Raw genomic sequence first — 18,530 nt, 5'->3', positions numbered from 1 at the left:
GAGTGCGATGGGTATAACTCGATTTTCTAATTTAATTTGAAAGTGTATTGCCGAAAAGGTTCTTTATTCAAAAAGTCTATTCACGTAACCTAACATGGACTTGAACAACATCGCTAACAAGCCACCCTCTGCGAGTGGCAACACTGTATAAGGATTTATCATGACTCACGCTATCATTACCGATTTAGCAAATCGATATACCGCTAAACGTTACGATGCTACAAAACGTATTTCTCAAGACGATCTCGATGTTATTTACGAAGCCATTCGTTTATCCGCTTCTTCTATCAACTCCCAACCTTGGAAATTTATTGTTATCGAAAGCGATGCCGCTAAACAGCGTATGCATGATACTTTTGCCAACAAATTTCAGTTTAATCAGCCTCATATCAAATCGGCGTCGCACATTGTTCTATTTGCTCACAACCCTCATTACACAAGAGACGATTACGCCAAAGTAGTCGATAAAGGAATTGAAGACGGACGTACTCCTAAAGAACAACGTGAAGCGGCGTTTGGTGGATTTGCGTTTGTTGATCTCAATACTGATGAAACGGGTGACAACTCTAAGTGGACGAAATCTCAAACCTATCTGGCACTGGGCAATACCCTGCACGTGCTCGCTCGACTGGGCATTGACTCTACGACAATGGAAGGCATAGATAGCGAACTTATTGGCGAGATCTTCAAAGATGAGCTAGACGGCTATGAATGCAATGTGGCGTTAGCGATGGGTTATCACCATCAAGAAGAAGACTACAATGCTAGCCTACCGAAATCACGCTTAGCGTTAGAAGACGTATTGAAAGTACTGTAATGACTTGAAAGCAGTTACTTGCGCATGGCTCACCACTTTTGGTGGGCCATTTTTATTTGGACGGTATAAAGGTTCGTTATCAGATTACTGGCTTGCAAAACGTCGCTGATCTAAGTAATTCACAATTAAGTCCGTCACGAGTGGATCACTACGCAGGCTATCATGAGTAATATTCACCGCGATAAAGTCCTGCATCCCTTCTAATTGAGTCGACTCCACCGACACTAAGCCATCATTTGAATTATCAAACATGTACTTCAAAATAGGATAACTGTCTGTGCCTGCAATCACGCCGAACGCATAATTAGGTTCGGGTAAGGAATTAGGTAAACTCTCCGAACTAGTTGTTAATGAGGCCGCCGTGCCCCCTGCTAACGGTAATAACCATAAGTTAGAAAAAAAGTCTGCGACATCACTGCCTTTATTCGGGGTTCCGACAAATACCACCTCCCCAAAATGCGGTGAATGAGTCATGCTATTGTTTTGAGCCAAATAATTACGGATCACCAGTCCACCCAGAGAGTGGCCAACAAAATGTACCTTACTCCCCTTCGTTTGTGACAATTCGCGATTAAATTTATCAATACACTGGTCGATTTGCGCACTACTTTCATGCAGTGTTGTGTCTACTGCTCGCCCCAACGTAGAATAATCAACCACACATACTTGATAACCACTAGACGATACTCGGTCCGACATTTTTTCCATTGAAGAGGCACTGCGCGCAAGGCCATGCACAATAATAACTTGCTGTTTTTGATGCGTTGAATAATTGCTATCGTTGATGGGTAATTCTGATTGGCTACAACCGAATAATAACGGTGCCGATAGCAGTGCTAGGCCGATTTTGTTTTTCATAAACAATGTTGTTCGTTGTACTTCTTTGGTCATTATCTATTGCATCGCCTATCACCCTTAAACCATAACATCATGATAACAAAGCAAGACCCTTGTCTCATCTGCTTTTCATCAATAAATACAATTCTCCACAAATATACACAAAACAACTCAAGTTCAATGTCAGCCAATTGCGTTTGTACGCATTATTCACAACTTTACCGATCAACATTGGAATAATAGTTTTAATTATAAGACTCGATTTCTGCTACTTATTCATAGGCGCTTCAGTATAATTTTGCACCTTTCGAGCGGCTTAACTCTATCAAGTCTTTTATTAAGATTTGTAGCCTGTTTAAGTCAGACATTTTGACGGTATTATACGGTCGATAAATCGGTTTTAATAAACATGAATAAAACAAATTCAGTGGGCCTCATTGGCTTAATTGCCATCGTATTTGGCTCAATGATTGGAAGTGGCATATTCAGTATCCCACAAAACATGGCGGAACAAGCCTCAATTGGTGCGGTCGCTCTTGCGTGGGTGATTACCGGTTTCGGTATGCTGTTGCTGGTGAAAACCTTCAAACTGCTAGCTGAACACAAGCCCCACCTAAACTCAGGTATCTTTACTTACGCCAAAGACGGTTTCGGCGAATACATTGGTTTTCAGTCCGCTTGGGGCTATTGGCTAATGAGTTGTATGGGAAATGTCGCACTCTGCGTGATGATCAACGACTCACTTGGTCTGTTTTTCCCTGTATTATTACAACACGGTATTGAAACGGTTATTCTTTGCTCCGCTCTATTGTGGGGAATGAACAGCATTGCGCTAAAAGGTGCGGCCAGTTCATCATTCATTAATGTCATCTCAACCGCAGGTAAACTACTTGGCTTAGTGGTAATCATTGGCATCATTCTATACAGCTTCGAGCCAGAAAAACTGTCTATCGATGTATGGGGTCAACAACAGCACTTAGGTTCTGTCATGGGACAAATCCAAAGTACAATGATGGTGACCTTATGGTGCTTTGTCGGTATTGAAGGTGCTGTCGTACTTTCCGGTCGTGCAAGAAACCGTTCCGATGTAGAAAAAGCCACACTTATTGGCTTTTTAGTTGCTCTTAGCATGTACACTCTCATTGCCGTATTGTCGTTTGGTATTCTTCCTCAGCAAGAACTGGCGCAATTGTCTAACCCTTCAACAGCGTCGCTACTTGAAGTTGCCATTGGCCCATTTGGTCAAATCATTGTTAACATTTGTGTGTTGGTGTCTGTTTTTGGGGCATTAATTGCTTGGACTATGCTGGTTGCAGAAGTCCCTTATGAAGCAGGTAAAACCGGAGAGTTCCCTAAATTCTTTAGCCGAACCAATAGCAATGGCGCACCAATCATTGCATTGCGCATTTCAACTATTTTCATGCAGCTGTGTGTATTGCTGGTTGTGATGTTTGAAAACGTCTACTTGGCTGCAATTAACATTGCCTCAGTGATGGTGCTACCTTGCTACCTACTGAGCTGCTTGTATTTATTGAAGCTATCATGGAACTACAAAGCACTAGGTCAAGAAAAACGTAACAACGGTCATGTTTTATTGGCTACGGTTGCTGCACTGTTTTGTGCATGGTTAATTACAGCCGCAGGTCTAGAGTATCAACTTATGGCCACTATCTTGTACACAATCGGTATTCCCTTTTTCCGCTACACCCACGCCGCGCGCATTAAAGCCGGTGAGAAAGTGTATTCAACAGCGGATAAATGGATTGAACGCATCCTGATTGTGCTAGCAATTGTCTCTATCTATCTAATGGTGACAGGTCAATTGCAGGCTTGATAAATCGCGTCGAAGTGTATTCATAGCCATCGTAGTCAATCAATGACGCGCTAGCTTGTTAAAGCACTCGATAACTGCGTTAGAGTTTTTGATTGTAAAATAAAACAAAAAAGCCGAGCTATGATTAGCTCGGCTTTGTGTTTATTGAAGCAAATTATACGTTATCGATGATCTGATTTAGAGTTGCACTTGGACGCATCAGTTTCGAGGCAATTGCATCAACTGGCGCATAGTAACCTCCTAGCTCCCCTGCTACGCCCTGCGCTTCATTAAGCTCAGCAACAATGCGTGCTTCATTTTCCGCTAGAGCGTTAGCGATTGGCGCAAACTGCTCAGCCAATTCAGCACTCTTGTTTTGGCTTGCTAATGCTTCAGCCCAATAACGCGCTAGGAAATAATGACTGCCACGGTTATCCAGTTCACCGACGCGACGCGATGGTGATTTGTTTTCGTCTAAGAATTGACCTGTTGCAGCATCCAACGTCTGCGCTAGTACGCGTGCATTTTGGTTGCCAGTCACTTCGCTTAAGTGCTCTAGTGAAGCAGACAGTGCCAAGAACTCACCTAAAGAATCCCAACGTAGGTGGTTTTCTTTTTCTACTTGCTGAACGTGTTTTGGCGCAGAGCCGCCGGCACCAGTTTCAAATAAGCCGCCGCCGTTCATAAGAGGAACAATAGACAACATCTTAGCGGAAGTACCTAGCTCTAGAATTGGGAACAAGTCCGTTAGGTAATCACGCAGTACGTTACCTGTGACTGAAATGGTATCTTCGCCTTTAGCAATGCGCTCTAGAGTAAACAAAGTCGCCGCCACAGGAGACAGGATGCGCAGATCCAAACCTTGCGTATCGTGCTGTGGTAAATACGCTTCTACCTTCTTAATAAGCTCTGCATCGTGCGCACGGTTCGCATCTAGCCAGAATACCGCTGGAGTATTCGATAAACGAGAGCGGTTTACCGCAAGTTTCACCCAATCTTGAATTGGCGCATCTTTTACCTGACACATGCGGAAGATATCGCCTTGTTCGACGTCTTGCTCAAGAAGCACTTTGTCGTCGGCATCAACCACTACCACACTGCCCGCTTGAGCAAGAATAAAGGTTTTATCGTGTGAACCGTATTCTTCTGCTTTTTGCGCCATTAGGCCAACGTTTGGCACGCTACCCATAGTGGTAGGATCAAACGCGCCATTTTCTTTACAAAATTCAATCACCGCTTGATAAACACCCGCATAACAACGATCAGGAATCATCGCTTTGCTGTCTTTTGGCTTGCCATCCGGTCCCCACATTTGACCGGAAGTACGAATCATTGCAGGCATAGACGCATCAACAATGACGTCTGATGGTACGTGTAAGTTAGTGATCCCGCGATCAGAATCGACCATTGCCAGCTCAGGACGTGTCTCATAGACCGCATTTAAATCCGCGATAATTTCCGCTTTTTGCGCTTCTGGCAAAGATTCAATCTTGGCATACACATCACCAAGACCGTTATTCACATCCACCCCTAACTCATCAAACAGCGCACCGTGTTTAGCAAACACATCTTTGTAGTACACTTTAACTGCATGCCCAAAGATCACCGGATCGGATACTTTCATCATGGTGGCTTTTAGGTGTAACGAGAGCAATACATCTTGCTCTTTTGCTTCTGCAATTTCTTTTTCAAAGAAAGCCACAAGTGCATTTTTGTTCAACACTGAGGTATCAATAATTTCTTTATCTTGCAGAGCAAACGCCGATTTTAGCTCAGTAACACTGCCATCTTGCCCGCGCAATTCAATGCGTACTTGCGTTGCTTTGTCTAACGTCAGTGATTTTTCACTACCAAAGAAATCATTGCCGTCCATGCTCGCCACATGCGATTTAGACTCTTTTGACCAAGCCCCCATTGAATGTGGGTTTTTCTTAGCGTAGTTTTTCACTGATGCAGGGGCACGGCGATCGGAGTTACCTTCACGCAATACAGGGTTTACTGCGCTGCCTTTAATTTTGCCGTAGATAGATTGAATGGCTTTTTCTTCATCGGTGGTTGCGTCTTCTGGATAGTCAGGAAGATCGTACCCTTTATCTTGCAACTCTTTAATCACGGCCTTTAGCTGAGGTATTGATGCTGAGATGTTCGGTAATTTAATGATATTTGCTTCTGGCGTCTTAGCCAATTCACCAAGCTCGGAAAGTGCATCGTTAATGCGTTGCTCTGGCTTTAAATATTCTGCGAAATTGGCAATGACGCGCCCGGCCAATGAAATATCTCTTGTGTCTACTGCGATATCAGAAGATGCAGTAAATGCTTGAACCATCGGCAAAAATGAGTAAGTTGCCAATGCTGGAGCTTCATCGGTAATTGTATAAATAATGGTGGGCTTTTGTGCAGACATGAAATTTCCCTATCGTTATTTGGTTTCACTGGCGATTCAGCGACAGTGTCCATCAAGATGATTACATTCGCTTCGTGCGAATCTGTGGTCGTTAATCTGTTTTGAACGGTTCTTAGTTGCCTCGTTTGGCCTAAAACGCCATTAATCATACAAGGCATACTGACTAACCTATCAAATAAATGGCGGTGATCGCAATCGTGTTATTGTTGCCCTAACGTGTTTGCTGCGCGTATCATAAAGCAAATGTTGTTTATAGAGAACGAACTCACACAGTTTGTTTACAAAAATGCAAGGTAGTTAACATGTCTAGCGACAATCGTCGACCAAGGAACTCTTCAAGAACGTCAGGTAGAGATTCTACATCCAATAGTCAGCCAAATAAAAAACGTTCAAATGCGCCTATTCGAAAAAAAACCAGCAGACAGGTTAAACGCGTATCAGCAAAAGACCGAAAAATAGTGTTGTTTAACAAGCCATTCGACGTTTTAAGCCAATTTACCGATGGTGATGGAAGACAAACTTTAGCCGACTTTATCACTATCAAAGAAGTCTATGCTGCGGGACGTTTAGATAGAGACAGTGAAGGACTGCTACTGCTGACCAATGATGGTATTTTACAAGCCAAGCTCACTCAGCCAGATTCCAAATCACCGAAAACGTATTGGGTGCAAGTTGAGGGGGCTCCGAGCGAAGAAGACCTAGATAAACTACGTCAAGGCGTTGCGCTTAAAGATGGCATGACATTGCCTGCAAAAGTTGAGGTCATGGCAGAGCCAAACGTGTGGGAGCGCAACCCTCCTGTACGATTTCGCGCTGCCATTCCAACCACATGGTTGTCCATTACCATCATCGAAGGGCGTAACCGTCAAGTACGTCGTATGACCGCCAATATCGGCTTTCCTACCTTGCGCTTAATTCGTTATTCTATCGGTGAATACCGCTTAGGCGATCTTGGCAATGGACAGTGGAAACTGGCCGATTAACGTAAAAATCGCTCATTACATCAATAAAAACCCCAGTGAAAGACTCACTCGGTCTAGTTCACACTGGGGTTCATCACGTTATTGGTATTACTCGCCTTCCATAAAGCCTAAATCAGGTAAGCGCTCAAGATGCTCAGCATAACGCTTTTCGTTGAACGTAGCGCCGTTATTCACCACATCAAATACTTCGATTGCCACCGCACACCCCATCATTGCGATAGAATCTTCTCGGCTGTTACCTGTCATCATCAAACGCATTAAGGTTTCTTTTACTTTTTTAGGTTCGCCTGATTCAATTTGGTTTTCAACGATCTCCAAGAGTTGATCTTGCATTTCTTGTTCGTCTTGCATGCCTATAGCCTTTTATCTGAAACTGAAAATAATTGCGCACAGTATGCCAGAATTTGTTTACATTTTTCAGTCAATTTAAAGTGTGATTGATATCGCTGAACTGTCACACTCGCTTTGTTTCTGGTAGAATGTGCGACCGTGTTTATTTAGTGGTATTTTTGAATGTCTGACAACAGCCAAAAGAAAGTCATCGTCGGCATGTCCGGTGGCGTTGACTCATCTGTCTCTGCGTATCTTCTTCAACAACAAGGCTATCAAGTTGAAGGCCTGTTTATGAAAAACTGGGAAGAAGACGACAACGAAGAGTATTGTACAGCCGCAGAAGATCTTGCCGATGCGCAAGCGGTCTGTGACAAACTAGGCATTCATCTGCATACCATTAACTTTGCTGCCGAATACTGGGACAATGTTTTTGAGTACTTCTTAGAAGAATACAAAGCCGGTCGCACCCCTAATCCAGACATCCTTTGTAATAAAGAAATCAAATTTAAAGCTTTCTTGGAATTTGCCGATGAAGTGCTCGATGCTGATTACATTGCAATGGGTCACTATGTGCGTCGCACGTTCCCAAGCGCCGAAGAAATCGCAGCCGGTGAAAAACCTCGCATGCTACGTGGACTTGATGGCAACAAAGACCAAAGCTATTTCCTCTACACGTTAAGCCATGAGCAAGTGGGTCGTAGCCTATTCCCTGTGGGCGATATCGAAAAACCAGAAGTTCGCCGCATCGCGGAAGAGCAAGGGTTAGTCACTGCCAAGAAGAAAGACTCAACCGGTATCTGCTTTATTGGTGAGCGCAAATTTACCGACTTCCTATCTCGCTATTTGCCAGCACAGCCGGGCAACATTGAAACGCCGGAAGGTAAAGTCATTGGCGAACACATGGGCTTGATGTACCACACTCTTGGTCAACGTAAAGGCCTACACATTGGCGGCCAAAAAGGCGGCGGTGGTAACGAAGACCCGTGGTATGTTGCTGAAAAAGATCTAAAACGTAATGTGTTGATTGCGGTGCAAGGTGCTGATCATCCACTATTGAAGTCTGAAGGGCTATTTGCTTCGCAACTTCACTGGGTAAATCGCCAGCCAATTAGTGAACCTATGACCTGTACGGTAAAAACAAGATATCGCCAAACCGATATTCCATGTACCATTATTCCTGTGGACGATGAAAACATTAAAGTGATTTTTGATGAGCCACAAGTCGCTGTTACACCAGGACAATCTGCGGTCTTTTATTTAGGAGACGACTGTCTAGGTGGCGGTATTATTGAGAAAAGAATCAAAGCATAAGATAAAGGAGTTCTTAAGTGGCAAACACAAATTATGACCGTACCATCGCTTTTGCTGGCATTTGCCAAGCTGTCGCTTTAGTTCAACAAGTGGCAAAAGACGGACATTGTAATTCTGCTGCTTTTGAAACATCTATAGCAGCAATCACTAACACCAGCCCTGCGGACACTATCGGTGTCTTTGGTCATGAGCGAGATCTTAAACTCGGTCTTGAATGCTTAGCCAAAGGGTTGGATAGCTCAGTCACTGGCAACGAATTAACTCGCTATATCATTAGCCTTATGGCACTAGAGCGTAAGCTAAGTCAACGTCGTGATGCCATGTCTCAGCTAGGTGACCGCATTCATCAAATTGAGCGACAATCAGAGCACTTTGATCTTTTTGAAGAGCAAATGATCAGTAACCTTGCCAGCGTATATTTGGATGTCATTAGCCCGATTGGACCTCGCATTCAAGTCACTGGCAACCCAGCTATGCTTCAACAACCTGCAGTACAAAGCAAAGTGCGCGCCCTACTTCTTTCTGGTATTCGTAGCGCAGTACTTTGGCGTCAAGTCGGTGGTAAACGTCGCCACTTAGTCTTCGGTCGCAAGAAAATGGTACAGCAAGCCGAAATACTTTTAGCACGAATTTAATGATGAGCTCGCGCATTGTCGCGAGCTCATTTTTTTGATTAAAGAAAATTAACGCAAACGTTTGCGCAATACTAGTGACAATTCGGTTTGTTACTGGTATAAACCTCACAAAATTTAGAAACTCAACTCGGGAGAACAACATGGATCTGTCAGCATTGACTGCTGTTTCACCAGTAGACGGCCGTTACGGAAGTAAAACCATTGCACTACGTAGCATCTTTAGTGAATATGGCCTCCTAAAGTACCGTACTATCGTTGAAATTCGCTGGCTACAAAAGCTTGCAGCAACTGATGCAATTGCAGAAGTACCTGCGTTTAGCGCAGAAGCGAACCAATTCCTTGATGATGTAGCGGCAAACTTTAATGAAGAAGACGCACAGCGCATCAAAGATATCGAGCGCACCACCAACCACGACGTTAAAGCGGTTGAATACTTCCTTAAAGAGAAAGTAGCGGGTGTACCTGAGCTTCACGCTGTAAACGAGTTCATCCACTTCGCTTGTACTTCAGAAGATATCAACAACACTTCTCACGCTCTAATGCTTAAAGAAGCACGTGAAACTGTGATTCTTCCTGAAATCAAAAACATCATCGATGCCATCAAAGCACTTGCTGTTGAATACCGCGACATCCCTCTTCTATCTCGTACACACGGTCAGCCAGCTTCTCCATCTACTATGGGTAAAGAAATGGCCAACGTGGCGTACCGTATGGAGCGTCAATACAAGCAAATCGAAAGCGTTGAAATTTTAGGTAAAGTAAATGGCGCAGTAGGTAACTACAATGCTCACCTTTCTGCTTACCCAAGTGTTGATTGGCATCAGTTCGCACAAGAGTTCATCACTGAATCTCTAGGCGTAACTTGGAACCCATACACCACACAAATCGAACCTCATGATTACATCGCTGAGTTGTTTGACGCGATTGCTCGTTTTAACACCATTTTGATCGACTTTGATCGTGACGTTTGGGGCTACATCGCGCTAGGTCACTTTAAGCAAAAAACCATTGCTGGCGAAATTGGTTCTTCAACCATGCCGCATAAAGTGAACCCTATCGACTTTGAAAACTCTGAAGGTAACCTTGGTCTTGCCAACGCTGTGTTCGGTCACTTAGCACAAAAACTGCCTGTCTCTCGCTGGCAGCGCGATCTAACAGACTCAACTGTACTTCGTAACCTAGGTGTGGGTGTTGGCTATGCAATCATCGCTTATACGTCTACCCTAAAAGGTATTAGCAAACTAGAAATTAACGCTGATGCACTGCTGACTGAGCTAGACAAGAACTGGGAAGTATTAGCAGAACCTGTACAAACGGTGATGCGTCGTTACGGCATCGAAAAGCCATACGAGAAGCTAAAAGAGCTGACTCGTGGTAAACGTGTTGATGGCGAAGCTATGCGCAACTTTATTGACGGTCTTGAACTTCCAGAAGAAGAAAAAGCACGCCTTAAAGAGATGACGCCAGCGAACTACATCGGTCAAGCTGTAGAGCTAACGGACAAGCTATAATTTAATTTGTTATAGCCTCTAAAAACAAAAAACCTGAATCTTTTACAGATTCAGGTTTTTTTTCATCTATTGAAATGACGCCTAAAAAGCGCTCTTGAACATCTCAATATATTTACCTGCTGCAATATCCCAACCAAAATCTTGATTCATTGCGCGCAGTTGTACTTCAGCAAACTCTTTTGGCTGTTGCAGATACATGATCAATGCACGCTGCATACAAATCAGTAGCTCTTCAGCTGTTGGTTCGCGGAAGGCAAAACCAGTACCGGTACTTGGATCAGTGTCGTAATCGTTCACGGTATCTTTTAGTCCGCCGACGCTACGTACAATCGGTAGTGTGCCGTATGCCATCGAGTAGATCTGATTCAAGCCACAGGCTTCAAATTCAGACGGCATTAGGAAGAAGTCCGAACCTGCTTCAACCAAGTGAGCCAAACGGTTGTCGTACGCTTCAATAAAGGCAAATTTATCGCGGTATTGCTCAGACACTTCACGAAGCTGAGCGGCAATTGACGGATCACCCGTACCGATAATGACCAACTGTACGTCATTTCTTAAGAAACGCTCAAGAATCGGCAGAATATAGTGGAAGCCCTTTTGATGAGTTAAGCGACACACCATACCAAACATCGGCAGTTTTGCTTCAGGAAGGCTAAACTCTTGCTGTAGTGCCAATTTATTGGCCGCTTTACCCGCTTTAAAACTGGCTTTAGTTGGTTTGAACTTCTTAACCAAATATTGATCAGTGGCAGGATCCCACTCACTGTAATCACAGCCATTAACGATGCCACAAAAATCAGCCGAACGGGAGACAAAATCATTGACCAGTCCGTGTGAGCCTAGCGGAGTCTTTAGCTCTTCTGCGTAATTAGGGCTCACCGCATTGACTTTGTCAGCGTATTGAATGCCGGCACGTAGCATACTGATGCAATCGTCACCGTAGTTCACAGAACTGCTATCCACTTGAGTCAATTCAGGAATAATGCTCACTTCATTGTACGAGTAGATACCTTTAAACAACGCATTGTGCACAGTAAGCGCACTCTTAATGTCTTTATAAAACTCGTTATTCGCAAAACGCGTTTTTAACAGAAAAGGGACTAAACCCGTGTGCCAATCGTTGGCATGAATGACATCAGGTTTGATGTTTAACTTTGGCAGCGCATCTAAACTGGCCGCAGCAAAGAAAGCAAAGCGCTCACCATTGTCGGCATACGCTTCGTTGCGCTCAGCGTATAATTCGGGACGATCGTAATATTTCGCACATTCAAACGCATAGACAGGAACGCCATCTAATTCAAGTTGGCGAACTTGATACGGTGTGTGCGGGAAGTGATCTAATGTCGTGGAAAGTACCACTGGGCTCTGCTCAAAGTTAGGCAACTTTGTATAACCCGGAATCGCAATCGCGATGTCCGAACCTAAATTTTGTAGCGCTTTGGGTAGCGCCTTACCTACGTCAGCCAAGCCTCCGCTTTTTACTAATCCTTCAGCTTCGGAGACGGTAAACCAAACTTTTAATTGTGACATTGTGGGGGAAATCCTATTCTTCATTTGAGCTGTTCACAGCTTCTGGTTTTGGTCGATTTGATTCGCATCATTTCTAGGCAACTTTAACATAAAAAACAATCGATTGCGCGAATATGAAGGACTATTGGAGGGTGAATTTTACTCAAATTATTATTGAATAGTTAAATAATGAAAAACCTTTAAGTCATTGAATTTTATTAAATAAATAATAATAAAACCGATAAACCTACCACGCGACCAACAATATGGAACACCTTGATACAAAAATGCCCAGCACTAGGCTGGGCATTGGAAATAAAGTGTTTTGCTACTAGTGATTACCAGTAGAAACGAGCACCGATAGCGAAGTTGCTAGCGCCGTCAGCTTGAGTTGCTGCAACAGTAGTGTTTGAACCTTGGTTGTTGTAGCCAAGAGTTGTGCCGTCGCCGTAACCGTACTCAGCGTATACGCGAGACCAAGAGTTGAACTTGTGCTCAACACCAGCGTAGATAACAGTACCGCTTTCATCGAAGTCAGCTACGTCAGCTTCTTGCATTGTGTATTCGTAACCAGCGTATAGTGCTGTTTTCTCAACTAGTTGGTACTTAGCAGCCAAAGAGATTGAGTTCTCGTTGATTTTCTCAGAACCTTGCTCAGCTTTAAGTTGAGCCCAGTAGTACGTACCACCTAGTAACAAGTCGCCAAGAGTGTATTCTGCTGTGAATTCAGCGTACGTGTTTGAAAGGTCTGTATCAGTACCATCTACGTCATGGTTGCGGTCACGGTTGTAACCAGCACCTGCGTGTAGAGCTAGGTCGCCAAACGCTGTACCAGCAAATACTTCGTATAGATCTTGGTTAGAGTCACTCTCGTTTAGACCCCAAGCAGCTTTAAACCAAACTGCGTCGCCGTCGAACTTGTATTGGATTTGAGAATCGTGTCCTGCACCAGAAAGAGTACCGTAACGAAGACCAGAACCACCGAAGAAGTAAGAGTAATCAGCACCGTATACATCATCAGAGATAGTCCACTGCTTACCAAATTCTAATGTACCGAAGTCACCAGAAAGACCAACATAGTGTTGACGGTTAGTGATATCGCTATCGCCCACACCTAGCTCAACTAGACCAATAACGTCTAGTGAATCAGTTACAGCGTAGTGACCTTGAACACCAGCGCGTGAAGAGCCTGAGCTTAGAGTTGCGTCGTGATCATTGCCATCTAGGAACTTAAGCTCTTGACGAAGTTGACCGTAAAAGTCTACAGCGCCATCTTCAGACTTATAGATTTCTGCAGCGTTAACAGAAGTTGCAGCTAGAGAAGCAACTGTTAGTGCTAATAGTGTTTTTTTCATGTTAATTTACGTCCTTATTCCTTTAACTCGAACCCTATGCGATTCTTTAAGTTTATTTAGTTATTTTTATAATCATCCAAAAGGCGAGATATCTTCGTATCTGCTTCCCCTTTGAAAGTGTTGCTACATTGCAATGTTTGTAAAGCAGTGTCAACACAACCTAAATCAATAACAAAAAACATAAAACCTCTTTAAAATCATATAGATGTGAACTTTCAACCTATTAATTCACATTTTTGCGGGCTTGGAACGCACAGACTTAACAACTCTTTAAATATTGATTTTCGCAATATTAACTTTCAAATATAATGCAATTTATGGGATTTTATATTAATGAGTAGCCATTAAGTTTCACATCGAAAGTACTTATTACTGCAAGGCAACAATTAAAACTTAAAATATGAAGTTTTTAAGACTGCCATCTCTATTGATATTTTTGTGACAAAGATCACTAACATTCTTTATCACTCGACACTCATTGAGAGCGTTTTCCCCTTCTATAGTTGTGCTATTATGGCGCTAGCATGTCACTGTCTGAACAAAAATGAATCATAAAATCCAAGAAGCAATACGCCACAGTTACAAAAATCTGCATCATCAACTGGACAACTTTATTCCCCGTAGAGCACAAAATTACTTGGTCGCAGAGATCACAAAAACCCTCTGTGGTGATTACCATAAAAGTAACCGTTTAATCGTTGCCGAAGCAGGTACTGGTATCGGGAAATCACTGGCCTATTTAATGGCCGCTATTCCGGTCGCCAAATTTAATAACCGCAAAGTAGTCATTTCCACGGCGACGGTTGCCCTACAAGAGCAGCTCATCAACAAAGATTTACCTTTGTATCGCCGATTGGTGGATTTTGAGTTTTCCTTTATTTTGGCAAAGGGTCGTCAGCGCTACTGCTGCGCCGAAAAACTGGCGGCGGCTTCCGGCGCTGATGATGGACAAATCGCTATGTTTGAAACAAAGCCTAAGAAGTCCGATATACAGCTGCTTGAACGAATGTATAAAGCATTGTGCGAAAACAAATGGGATGGCGACCGTGATTCATGGCCAAAACCCATTAAAGATGACGTTTGGCAAAGTATCGTCAGCGATAAACACAGCTGCAACAATGGCTTACCAGCGCATCGTGGCTGTCCATTTCAAAAAGCTCGCTCGGAGTTAGATAAAGCCGATGTGGTGATTGCTAATCATAGTTTAGTCATGGCTGATCTAGACCTTGGGGGCGGTGTCATTCTTTCTGAGCCGGAAAATACCATCTATGTATTTGATGAAGCTCATCATTTACCGAAAGTAGCTCGAGACCATTCCTCCGCTTCTGCCAGTCTTAAAGGCGCAGCTGCATGGCTGGAAACACTAAATAAAAACAGCAACAAAATATCTTCACTGGCAGATCCAAAACGCGTCGACCGCTTTCTTACCGAATTACAAAACGGCATTAGTGAAATTATTCCCAGCTTGAATAACGTAGCACGTCAGCTTGACCCGGCCGGTTTTAAAGAAAATAGACTTCGTTTTGAGCATGGCGAATTGCCACAGTGGCTAGTTGAACAAAGTAAAGAACTGAAAACCGTGTGTACCAAAGCCGCGCAAGCACTGGCCAAAATCACGGATCTTATCAGTGAAAGAGTAAAAGAAGGTGAAGTTTCCCCTCGCTTAGCCGAACCCGCCCTTGCGGAAGCTGGCTTTTTCTTACAACGATTGGAAAACCTAGCGAAAGTCTGGAATTTGATGGCTGAGCCTTCACGAGATAAAGGGGCTCCCCTAGCCCGCTGGATTGAAACTAACCCTGAAAGAGAGCTTGATTTTGTCGTCAGTGTGTCACCGTTAGAAGTGGGTTGGTCCCTTGATCAGCAGTTATGGAGCAAATGCGTAGGCGCGGTTTTAACGTCCGCTACGCTCCGAGCACTCAATTCATTTAACTTCTTTTGTCAGCAAAGTGGGGTTAGCTACAATAAAGACGAAGGCACTCAATTTTTGGCATTGGCTTCTCCGTTTGATTATCAGGAAAATGCAGAGCTTATTGTGCCAAAGACCAAGTATGAGCCTCAGGCGCCCGAATTTACCGATTATTTAAGCAAAGAACTGATTCATTGGCTGGTTCCTGATAAAGCCAATTTAGTGTTATTCGCCTCTTATTGGCAAATGAACCAAGTCGCGGATGCGATGCAAACTGAACTCACCAAAAAAGGCTGGCAGTTACAGGTTCAAGGGGATAGTTCTCGCATAGAAATTATAAAAAACCATAAAAAGGCCATTGAAAACGGTAAAACCAGTATTTTATTTGGTACAGGCAGCTTTTCAGAAGGACTCGACCTACCCGGTAATCTCTTAGAGAACTTAATTATTACTAAAATTCCCTTTGCTGTTCCTACCTCTCCGGTAGAAGAAGCGCATGCTGAATATATTGAAAGCCGCGGTGGAAATCCGTTTATGCAAATCGCCGTGCCTGAGGCCAGCAAAAAGCTCATTCAATCCGTCGGTAGGTTACTGCGAAAAGAGCAAGATTCTGGTAAAGTGGTCATCTTTGATCGCCGTCTTGTGACCAAGCGCTACGGAAAAGCACTGTTAGATTCATTGCCTCCCTTTAAACGACGTATCGACTAGGATTAATTCAATACTCAATGGAATACATAGAACCAAGCATGTTGCTCGTGTTAGCAATCGTCGCATTTGTTGCGGGCTTTATTGATGCAGTCGCAGGTGGCGGCGGTATGCTGACCGTACCGGCCCTACTCTCTATTGGACTGCCTCCGCATATTGCACTGGGTACCAATAAACTTGCAGCGTCATTTGCCTCTTCGACCGCAGCGTTTACTTATTACAAAAAGAAGCTGTTTAAACCAAGACTTTGGTTGCCCACTTTCATTGCAACCTTGGTTGGCGCCACCTGTGGCACTCTATTTGTTGACTCAATATCGACCGAATGGCTTGAAAAAGGTCTGCCGTTAATTATTTTGGGGGCAGCCTTATATACTATTTTTTATAAAACGCCGGACGCCAATAACAATCTGTTGCCTAAACCCAGTACCAAACACAACCTGACTCAAGTCACGCAAGGTTTTAGTTTAGGTTTCTACGATGGCATGGCGGGCCCTGGTACAGGCGCATTTTGGACGGTGAGCAGCATGGCACTGTACCGTCTAAACATTTTATTGGCGTCAGGTCTCGCAAAAGCCATGAATTTCACCAGTAACTTTACTTCACTCATCATGTTCGCTTATTTAGGCCATATTGATTGGTTGCTGGGGTTAACTATGGGATTTTGTTTAATGCTAGGCGCCTACTTTGGTGCTCACTCTGCCATTCGTTTTGGTGCGAAGTTTATTCGACCAGTATTCATCACTGTCGTCACAATCCTTGCTGTCAAACTGGCTTATAACGCTTGGTTTGTCGCCCTATAAGGTTATATCAATGAGTCAATTCTCACAGTTAACCGAAAAACTTGCTCAGATGTCACACAGCGCTACACAACTTGATAAACAGCGCGGTGAACATCATCAAGCCTTATTTGATAGTAGCTTATTTAACTGTCGCTCTAAGTTATTACACCCTTGTGTACTAGAAGCGACTTCTACCTATGAGTCTATCGTAAGAGAACAGCAACACGGACGATTGACTAAAGAGCGAGCTGAATATTTATCAGAGCGTTTGCTTTCCCAAATCAGCGCGATTACTCGTGAGCTCTCTACTGCACACTTTAGGAAAGATGAGCCAAAGCACAAAAGTTATTATCGAAAACCCATCAACGCGTTTTACCAAGATTTAGCGAAACATAAAGAATGGGAAAGACAGTTAATGGAAATGGTCATTGATCGGCAGCGTGCGTTAGACAATGCCCTTGGGTTTAACCAAGGACAAGCTCAGCAAGCACTATTGACCGCAGAGCAACGTTTGCAGCGCTGTCGCGATGCCATCATAAAAATTGAAAAACAAATCACCTATAAAGAGCAACATCAGTAATGAGTGAACCAACTTCTCCTTTAGACGATGCACCCGATGATATTAAGCTTGCGGTTGACCTTATCTATTTATTTGAGTCGAACGAGGTTGATATCGACACTGCATTGTCAGCACTTGAGATAGTCAAAAACGATCTACTTGCAAAACAACGCCAAACCTAATCACCGACCCGCTCCAATGGAATGACAGAATGAAAATCATCAGTTTCAACATTAACGGCCTAAGAGCCCGACTTCACCAACTTCAAGCCATTATCGACAAACATCAACCAGATGTGATCGGTTTACAAGAAATAAAAGTTCACGACGAAGCCTTCCCTATCGAAGACGTGGAAGCCATGGGCTACAAAGTCTATCATCACGGACAAAAAGCACACTATGGTGTCGCGATGCTTTGTAAAAAAGAGCCTATTTCTGTACAAAAAGGCTTTCCAACGGACAACGAAGATCACCAAAAGCGTATGATCATGGTGACTGTAGAAGACGAAGCGGGGCAACCTGTCACTATTCTAAATGGTTACTTCCCACAAGGCGATAACATCGCGCATGAGACTAAATACCCTTATAAACGCCAATTTTATAAAGATCTCATGACCTATTTAACCACTCACCATAATAGCGATGAACAGTTAGTCGTTATGGGCGACATTAATATTAGTCCGATTGATTTAGACATTGGTATCGGAGAGCCAAATCGTAAACGTTGGCTGAAAACCGGCAAGTGTTCTTTCCAGCCAGAAGAGCGCGAGTGGCTGAAGACACTAATGGATTGGGGCTTTGAAGATACCTTTAGAAAGCTACAACCTGAAGTTAACGACCGTTTCTCATGGTTTGATTACCGCTCAAAAGGTTTTCCTGACAACCGCGGATTACGCATTGATGTTGTACTTGCAACGCCAAGCTTGGCCGCTAAGTGCACTGAATCGGAAGTGGATTATGAATTACGTGGCATCGAGAAGCCATCAGATCATGCCCCAATATGGGCAACCTTTCAGTAAGACAATGGTCATTTAGATGGGCTAGATAATAAAAAACCGAATCTCTAGAGATTCG

The 18,530-nt window shown here is 43.6% G+C and carries 16 protein-coding genes; 11 read left to right on the top strand and 5 right to left on the bottom strand.

The genetic code is table 11. From position 1 onward, the window contains the following. Positions 1 to 160 precede the first annotated feature (160 nt). Positions 161 to 817, top strand: a complete 657-nt coding sequence (locus VEZ01S_RS05550) for an NAD(P)H-dependent oxidoreductase (protein ID WP_021713033.1) — start codon at positions 161 to 163, stop codon at positions 815 to 817. 84 nt (positions 818 to 901) lie between these two features. On the opposite strand, the gene VEZ01S_RS05545 is transcribed toward VEZ01S_RS05550, so the two are convergent. Beyond that, entirely contained in the window at positions 902 to 1,708 is an 807-nt protein-coding gene (locus VEZ01S_RS05545) for an alpha/beta fold hydrolase (RefSeq protein WP_021713032.1), read from the bottom strand. A 355-nt stretch (positions 1,709 to 2,063) separates the two neighbouring features. Here VEZ01S_RS05545 and VEZ01S_RS05540 point away from each other — a divergent pair, with 355 nt between their 5' ends. Then, positions 2,064 to 3,488, top strand: coding sequence for a basic amino acid/polyamine antiporter (locus VEZ01S_RS05540; protein WP_021713031.1), 1,425 nt, complete (start codon positions 2,064 to 2,066; stop codon positions 3,486 to 3,488). Positions 3,489 to 3,642: 154 nt separating this feature from the next. Here VEZ01S_RS05540 and VEZ01S_RS05535 read toward each other — a convergent pair whose 3' ends face one another. Then, positions 3,643 to 5,871 carry an NADP-dependent isocitrate dehydrogenase gene (locus VEZ01S_RS05535; protein WP_021713030.1) on the bottom strand — a complete coding sequence of 743 codons (2,229 nt, stop codon included), beginning with the start codon at positions 5,869 to 5,871 and terminating at the stop codon, positions 3,643 to 3,645. Between the two features lie 302 nt (positions 5,872 to 6,173). Here VEZ01S_RS05535 and VEZ01S_RS05530 point away from each other — a divergent pair, with 302 nt between their 5' ends. After that, a complete protein-coding gene (locus VEZ01S_RS05530; RefSeq protein WP_021713029.1) occupies positions 6,174 to 6,854 on the top strand; it encodes a pseudouridine synthase in 681 nt (226 codons plus the stop codon). Positions 6,855 to 6,941: 87 nt separating this feature from the next. On the opposite strand, the gene VEZ01S_RS05525 is transcribed toward VEZ01S_RS05530, so the two are convergent. Continuing rightward, positions 6,942 to 7,205, bottom strand: coding sequence for a hypothetical protein (locus VEZ01S_RS05525; protein WP_021713028.1), 264 nt, complete (start codon positions 7,203 to 7,205; stop codon positions 6,942 to 6,944). A 162-nt stretch (positions 7,206 to 7,367) separates the two neighbouring features. Between VEZ01S_RS05525 and mnmA the strand changes: the two genes are divergently transcribed. The 3 genes from mnmA (at position 7,368) to purB (ending at position 10,644) form a co-directional block, all read left to right on the top strand. Then, on the top strand, positions 7,368 to 8,498 hold the full coding sequence (gene mnmA / locus VEZ01S_RS05520) for a tRNA 2-thiouridine(34) synthase MnmA (RefSeq protein WP_021713027.1): 1,131 nt from the start codon (positions 7,368 to 7,370) through the stop codon (positions 8,496 to 8,498). 17 nt (positions 8,499 to 8,515) lie between these two features. Beyond that, complete coding sequence (gene hflD / locus VEZ01S_RS05515) at positions 8,516 to 9,133, top strand: high frequency lysogenization protein HflD (protein ID WP_021713026.1); 618 nt, start codon at positions 8,516 to 8,518, stop codon at positions 9,131 to 9,133. Positions 9,134 to 9,273: 140 nt separating this feature from the next. Then, positions 9,274 to 10,644 carry an adenylosuccinate lyase gene (gene purB / locus VEZ01S_RS05510; RefSeq protein WP_021713025.1) on the top strand — a complete coding sequence of 457 codons (1,371 nt, stop codon included), beginning with the start codon at positions 9,274 to 9,276 and terminating at the stop codon, positions 10,642 to 10,644. An 81-nt stretch (positions 10,645 to 10,725) separates the two neighbouring features. On the opposite strand, the gene glgA is transcribed toward purB, so the two are convergent. Both glgA and VEZ01S_RS05500 read right to left on the bottom strand, forming a co-directional pair. Beyond that, on the bottom strand, positions 10,726 to 12,174 hold the full coding sequence (gene glgA, locus VEZ01S_RS05505) for a glycogen synthase GlgA (protein ID WP_021713024.1): 1,449 nt from the start codon (positions 12,172 to 12,174) through the stop codon (positions 10,726 to 10,728). A gap of 317 nt (positions 12,175 to 12,491) precedes the next feature. Continuing rightward, positions 12,492 to 13,508 carry a porin gene (locus VEZ01S_RS05500; RefSeq protein WP_021713023.1) on the bottom strand — a complete coding sequence of 339 codons (1,017 nt, stop codon included), beginning with the start codon at positions 13,506 to 13,508 and terminating at the stop codon, positions 12,492 to 12,494. A gap of 544 nt (positions 13,509 to 14,052) precedes the next feature. On the opposite strand from VEZ01S_RS05500, the gene dinG reads away from it, so the two are divergent. From dinG to xthA, 5 genes are read left to right on the top strand one after another with little or no spacing between them, the layout of a single operon-like run. Next, positions 14,053 to 16,122, top strand: a complete 2,070-nt coding sequence (gene dinG / locus VEZ01S_RS05495) for an ATP-dependent DNA helicase DinG (protein ID WP_021713022.1) — start codon at positions 14,053 to 14,055, stop codon at positions 16,120 to 16,122. A gap of 17 nt (positions 16,123 to 16,139) precedes the next feature. Then, positions 16,140 to 16,919, top strand: coding sequence for a sulfite exporter TauE/SafE family protein (locus VEZ01S_RS05490; RefSeq protein ID WP_021713021.1), 780 nt, complete (start codon positions 16,140 to 16,142; stop codon positions 16,917 to 16,919). A gap of 10 nt (positions 16,920 to 16,929) precedes the next feature. Continuing rightward, the gene (locus VEZ01S_RS05485) at positions 16,930 to 17,478 is read left to right on the top strand and encodes a primosomal replication protein (protein WP_021713020.1); all 549 of its coding nucleotides are present in this window, start codon (positions 16,930 to 16,932) and stop codon (positions 17,476 to 17,478) included. Beyond that, positions 17,478 to 17,639 (top strand): pleiotropic regulatory protein RsmS, encoded by a 162-nt coding sequence (gene rsmS / locus VEZ01S_RS05480; RefSeq protein ID WP_021713019.1) that lies wholly within the window; start codon positions 17,478 to 17,480, stop codon positions 17,637 to 17,639. The genes VEZ01S_RS05485 and rsmS overlap by 1 nt, the downstream gene beginning before the upstream one ends. Before the next feature lie 29 nt (positions 17,640 to 17,668). Then, positions 17,669 to 18,475, top strand: coding sequence for an exodeoxyribonuclease III (xthA, locus tag VEZ01S_RS05475; protein WP_021713018.1), 807 nt, complete (start codon positions 17,669 to 17,671; stop codon positions 18,473 to 18,475). Positions 18,476 to 18,530 lie beyond the last annotated feature (55 nt).

It is taken from the genome of Vibrio ezurae NBRC 102218 (assembly GCF_000467185.1).
GTDB lineage: Bacteria > Pseudomonadota > Gammaproteobacteria > Enterobacterales > Vibrionaceae > Vibrio > Vibrio ezurae.
Note: the sequence above shows the minus strand (reverse complement) of the source record. Positions and strands in the feature narration are given on the sequence as shown.